Annotated in this window: 6 protein-coding genes and 2 pseudogenes; all 8 read left to right on the top strand. The window is 38.1% G+C overall.

Annotated elements, in window-relative coordinates:
- A partial coding sequence (locus tag ACLNCN_RS02810) for a carbohydrate ABC transporter permease (protein WP_424844566.1) occupies positions 1 to 414 on the top strand: 414 nt, incomplete at its 5' end.
- A 16-nt stretch (positions 415 to 430) separates the two neighbouring features.
- Positions 431 to 1264, top strand: coding sequence for a carbohydrate ABC transporter permease (locus ACLNCN_RS02805; protein ID WP_261020800.1), 834 nt, complete (start codon positions 431 to 433; stop codon positions 1262 to 1264).
- Between the two features lie 307 nt (positions 1265 to 1571).
- Entirely contained in the window at positions 1572 to 3014 is a 1443-nt protein-coding gene (gtfA, locus tag ACLNCN_RS02800) for a sucrose phosphorylase (protein ID WP_045611044.1), read from the top strand.
- A 137-nt stretch (positions 3015 to 3151) separates the two neighbouring features.
- On the top strand, positions 3152 to 4345 hold the full coding sequence (locus tag ACLNCN_RS02795; RefSeq protein ID WP_045611046.1) for an O-antigen ligase family protein: 1194 nt from the start codon (positions 3152 to 3154) through the stop codon (positions 4343 to 4345).
- Positions 4346 to 4490: 145 nt separating this feature from the next.
- Positions 4491 to 4934 (top strand): MarR family transcriptional regulator, encoded by a 444-nt coding sequence (locus tag ACLNCN_RS02790; protein WP_265476396.1) that lies wholly within the window; start codon positions 4491 to 4493, stop codon positions 4932 to 4934.
- Positions 4935 to 4968: 34 nt separating this feature from the next.
- Positions 4969 to 5160 (top strand): annotated as a pseudogene (locus tag ACLNCN_RS02785) (nuclear transport factor 2 family protein); the annotation flags it as partial.
- Positions 5161 to 5174: 14 nt separating this feature from the next.
- The gene (locus ACLNCN_RS02780; protein ID WP_424844565.1) at positions 5175 to 5903 is read left to right on the top strand and encodes an ATP-binding cassette domain-containing protein; all 729 of its coding nucleotides are present in this window, start codon (positions 5175 to 5177) and stop codon (positions 5901 to 5903) included.
- A pseudogene (locus ACLNCN_RS02775) lies at positions 5896 to 6018 on the top strand (ABC transporter permease/substrate-binding protein); the annotation flags it as partial. The gene ACLNCN_RS02780 and the pseudogene ACLNCN_RS02775, both read left to right, overlap by 8 nt.

Below are 6018 nucleotides of genomic sequence, written 5' to 3'. Positions count from 1 at the left end.
GGTGCGGTAGTGGCAACTATTTTTGTTCTTCTATGGCAAGGAGTAGCAATGCCAATTATCTTCTTTCTTGCTGGTCTTCAGAGTATTCCATCTGATATTTTGGAGGCGGCATCAATTGATGGTGCAACAAGCAAACAAACTTTTTGGAAGATTGAATTACCATATTTGCTACCAACCATTTCTATGGTTTTTATCCTAGCTCTTAAGTCCGGTTTGACAGCCTTTGACCAAATTTTTGCTTTGACGAGTGGTGGTCCTAATAATGCTACAACGTCTCTTGGTCTTTTAGTCTATAACTATGCCTTCAAGAGTAATCAATATGGATATGCGAATGCAATTGCCTTGATTTTATTCTTAATTATTGGAATTGTTTCTCTGATCCAAATCAAACTATCAAAGAAATTTGAAATCTAATAGGGGAGTCTTACACATGAAAAAAGAAGAAAAATTGAATCAGTTTTGGAAGTATGTCCTCTTGATAGTAGGTGGTATTCTCATACTTGTTCCTTTGTTGGTAACGGTTTTTAGTTCCTTCAAGACAACCAAGGATATCATGAATCATTTCTTTGGTTTGCCCAATCCTTTTACATTAAGCAATTATGAACGATTGATTTCGGATGGGATTGGAGGCTATTTCTGGAATTCAGCTGTTATTACGGTATTATCATTGATTGTAGTAGCCTTCTTTATACCAGCTGCAGCTTATTCCATTGCTCGAAATATGTCTAAGAAAAAAGCCTTTGCAATTATGTATTCGCTCTTGATCTTAGGGATATTTGTTCCATTTCAGGTGATTATGATTCCTATCACAGTTATGATGAGCAAACTCGGCCTGGCAAATATGTGGGGGTTGGTACTACTCTATCTAACTTATGCAATTCCACAGACCCTCTTCTTGTATGTCGGTTATATTAAAATCAGTGTACCAGATAGTTTAGATGAAGCTGCAGAAATTGATGGGGCTGATCGATTTACAACTTACCGTCGAATTATTTTTCCAATGCTGAAGCCCATGCATGCTACAACCTTGATTATCAATGCATTATGGTTCTGGAATGACTTTATGTTGCCATTGTTGATTTTGAATAAGGATTCCAAGCTGTGGACTTTGCCTCTCTTCCAGTACAACTACCAAGGTCAATATTTTAATGACTATGGGCCAAGTTTTGCATCCTATATTGTGGGAATTGTAACAATTACTGTCGTCTACCTCATCTTCCAAAAACATATTATTTCAGGAATGAGCAACGGAGCAGTGAAGTAAGAAGAACTCATGGAATCTATAGTCTCTGACACAGAGGATGGGTTCAGCTTATTGACAATTCAAGAGAAAAATAAAGTAGTACTTAGTTTATCACAGTCTATATTAGTACGAGTTTGATGATAAACAGAGATTTAATACTCAATGAAAATCAAAGAGCAAACTAGGAAGCTAGCCGCAGGCTGTACTTGAGTACGGTAAGGCGACGCTGACGTGGTTTGAATTTGATTTTCGAAGAGTATAACATGAATTTGATTTACGAAGCCAAGTCATATGAGGCTTGGCTTCAATTAGAAAAAGGAGAGTAATGATGCCGATTCAGAATAAAACCATGTTGATTACCTATTCAGATAGTTTGGGAAATAATCTTAAAGACCTATATGATAATTTGGAAGAGCATTTTGGAGATGCTATTGGAGGAGTTCACCTTCTACCATTTTTCCCATCAACAGGTGATCGTGGATTTGCGCCAGTTGACTACGACGAAGTGGACTCAGCTTTTGGTGATTGGGAGGATGTTAAGCGTTTAGGTGAGAAATATTATCTTATGTTTGATTTTATGATTAATCATATTTCTCGTCAATCTAAGTATTATAAGGACTATCAAGAAAAACATGAAGCCAGTGAATTTAAAGATCTCTTTTTAAACTGGGATAAGTTTTGGCCAGAAAACCGTCCGACACAGTCTGATGTAGATTTAATATACAAGCGTAAGGATCGTGCACCAAAGCAAGAGATTGTTTTTGAAGATGGGTCAGTGGAACATTTGTGGAATACCTTTGGTGAGGAGCAGATTGATCTTGATGTGACCAAAGAAGTAACTATGGAATTTATCCGTAAGACTATTCAGCACTTGGCAAGTAATGGGTGTGATTTGATTCGTCTAGATGCCTTTGCTTATGCAGTGAAGAAATTGGATACTAATGATTTCTTTGTGGAACCAGATATTTGGGATTTATTGGACAAAGTTCGAGATATCGCTGCTGAGTATGGGACAGAGCTCTTACCTGAGATTCATGAACATTATTCGATTCAGTTTAAAATAGCGGATCACGATTACTATGTTTACGATTTTGCTCTTCCAATGGTGACACTTTATACTCTTTACAGTTCAAGAACAGAGCGTTTGGCCAAGTGGTTAAAGATGAGCCCAATGAAGCAATTTACGACGCTAGACACCCATGATGGGATTGGAGTAGTAGATGTCAAGGATATCCTGACCGATGAGGAGATTGACTATGCTTCAAATGAACTCTATAAGGTTGGAGCAAATGTCAAACGTAAGTACTCCAGTGCCGAGTATAACAATTTAGATATCTACCAAATCAATTCAACCTATTATTCTGCGCTTGGAGATGATGATATCAAGTATTTTCTCGCTCGTCTAATTCAAGCTTGTGCTCCAGGTATTCCTCAGATTTACTATGTGGGGCTACTAGCAGGAAAGAATGACTTGAAACTATTAGAAGAAACTAAAGAAGGTCGAAATATTAATCGTCATTACTATAGCAATGAGGAAATAGCAGAAGAAGTTCAACGTCCTGTGGTGAAGTCTCTTCTCAATCTATTTTCTTTCCGTAATCAATCAGAGGCCTTTGATTTAGAAGGAACTATTGACGTTGAAACACCAACAGCCCACAGCATTGTAATAAAACGTCAAAATAAAGATAAGTCCGTAACAGCAGTAGCAGAAATTGATTTGCAAAATCAGACTTATCGGGTAATTGAGAACGGAATTGAAGTAACATTTTGAAGCCTTGATATGGTTGATAAAATAGGGTTTTTATTTTAGAAAACGTTTCCTTTGTTTTCAAATTGCTAAAAAAGTGGTACAATATAGGGTAGCTTACTATTATCTGAATCAACTGATTTGGAGAGAAAGGATTCATTTTGAAATCAATAGGCTTTATTGAAAAGCTGAAAGGGTTGTCTAGTAAAGAGCTGATTTTATTGGGAATTATCCTGAGTATCTTTTTACCCTTTTATCTTTTTGTAGTTGTATTCTGTTTATATATTATCAGTTTAATTTTCACAGGGGACATGAAAAGTATTCTTCAGAAAATGGGGGAGCATCCGATGCTACTTCTTTTTCTTGGCTATAGTACTGTTATATCCGTTTTTGCACAAAATTGGATGGGAGTTGTGGCTTCAGTAGGAATTTTTCTATTTACTGTTTTCTTTTTGCACTATCAGTCGATTTTATCACATAAATTCTTTCGATTGATTTTGCAGCTCGTCTTGTTTGGTAGCGTCTTGTCAGCTGCTTTTGCGAGTTTAGAACATTTCCAAATTGTGAAGAAATTCAACTATGCTTTTCTTTCACCCAATATGCAGGTGTGGCATCAGAATCGTGCAGAAGTGACCTTCTTTAACCCTAATTATTATGGAATTATTTGTTGTTTCTGTATCATGATTGCCTTCTATTTGTTTACAACGACCAAGTTGAATTGGTTGAAAGTATTCTGTGTGATTGCAGGCTTTGTGAATCTCTTTGGTTTGAACTTTACGCAAAATCGAACTGCCTTTCCTGCAATTATCGCTGGAGCCATTATTTATCTCTTTACGACCATTAAAAACTGGAAGGCCTTTTGGCTTAGTATTGGGGTCTTTGCGATTGGCTTGAGCTTCCTCTTTTCTAGTGATTTGGGAGTTCGGATGGGGACTTTAGACTCTTCTATGGAAGAACGAATTTCTATCTGGGATGCTGGGATGGCCTTATTTAAGCAAAATCCTTTTTGGGGTGAGGGGCCATTGACTTACATGCACTCCTATCCTCGGATACATGCTCCTTATCATGAACATGCTCACAGTCTTTATATTGATACGATTCTGAGTTACGGAATTGTGGGGACCATTTTATTAGTTTTGTCTTCTGTGGCTCCTGTTCGCTTGATGATGGATATGAGTCAGGAGTCGGGGAAACGTCCGATTATAGGTCTTTATCTATCTTTCCTTACAGTGGTTGCTGTGCATGGAATCTTTGACTTGGCCCTCTTCTGGATTCAGTCAGGTTTCATTTTCTTGCTAGTTATGTGCAGTATTCCGTTGGAGCATCGAACATTGGTATCGGACATGACGGATTAAGTTTATTAGATTCAAATCTTCTACCTTGGGTGGGAGATTTTTTTTGCTAGGAAAAATTATTTCCAAATCGAAATAGTTGACAGATGAAATGACAAGTGTTACAATTATTTCATTCGTTTCGATATCGAAATAAATTGGAGGTGTCATGAAAGATAGTCATTTGGTAGCCCATCATATTCGTTTGTTGAATGGGCGGATTTTTCAAAAGTTACTGAGCCAAGATCCTGAAGCTCTTTATCGGAGTGAACAGGGCAAGATTTTAGCGGTTTTATGGAATAGTGAAACTGGCTGCGCAACTGCGACAGATATTGCGCTTGCGACTGGGCTTGCTAATAATACTCTGACGACGATGATTAAAAAACTAGAGGAACAAAATCTTGTAACTATTAGTCCATGTGGAGAAGATAAGCGTAAGAAGTATTTGGTTTTAACAGAGTTGGGGCAGTCTCAGAAAGAAGTGGGGCATCGTGTCAGTCAGAAATTGGATACGATCTTTTATAAAGGATTCACCGAGGAAGAAATTCGTCAGTTTGAAGCCTTTCAAGAAAGAATTTTGGCTAATCTGAAAGAGGATGAAAATGAGGTTTAGAATATAGCAAATTAGCTGTTTATAAGTAAAGGCCACTTTTGACTTTGTTTTCCAACTCTTAGGACAAGGAAACTATGTGGTTAGCTATGGTCAGAATCAGATTGGTGGAGTTGTCTATGCCCAGTACGATATCTTTCGTCTAGAAAACGGGAAAATTGTGGAGTATTGGGACAATAAGGAAGTCATGCCTAAGGTAGAAGACTTGACCAATCGAGGGAAGTTTTAAATTGAGGATACAGAATGATTGAATACAAAAATGTAGCTTTACGCTACACAGAAAAAGATATCTTGAGAGATGTTAATTTACGGATTGAGAATGGAGAGTTTATGGTTTTAGTTGGGCCATCTGGGTCCGGTAAGACGACCATGGTCAAGATGATTAACCGTCTCTTGGAACCGACTGATGGAAATATTTTTATGGATGGCAAGCGCATCAAAGACTATGATGAGCGTGAACTTCGTCTTTCTACTGGTTATGTTTTACAGGCTATTGCTCTCTTTCCTAATCTAACGGTCGCGGAAAATATTGCCCTGATTCCTGAGATGAAGGGATGGACTAAGGAAAAAATTGCTCAGAAAACAGAAGAGCTTTTGGACAAGGTTGGCTTGCCAGTAGCTGAGTATGGACATCGACTTCCGAGTGAATTGTCTGGTGGAGAACAGCAACGGGTTGGAATTGTACGGGCTATGATTGGTCAGCCTAAGATTCTCCTCATGGATGAACCCTTTTCAGCCTTGGATGCTATTTCGAGAAAACAGTTGCAGGTTCTGACTAAAGAATTGCATAAAGAGTTTGGAATGACAACGATTTTTGTGACCCATGATACGGATGAAGCTTTGAAATTAGGTGACCGTATTGCTGTCTTGCAGGATGGAGAGATTCGTCAGGTGGCGAACCCCGAGACCATTTTAAAAGCTCCTGCCACAGAATTTGTAGCAGATTTGTTTGGAGGTAGTGTTCATGACTAATTTAATTGCAACTTTTCAGGATCGTTTTAGTGATTGGTTGACAGCTCTCTCTCAACATTTGCAGTTGTCACTTTTGACCTTGTTACTAGCTATTTTTATCGCGGTTCCCTTGGCT

The organism is Streptococcus sp. CL8.13 (assembly GCF_049737895.1).
This window is presented reverse-complemented; position numbering and strand designations above follow the sequence as displayed.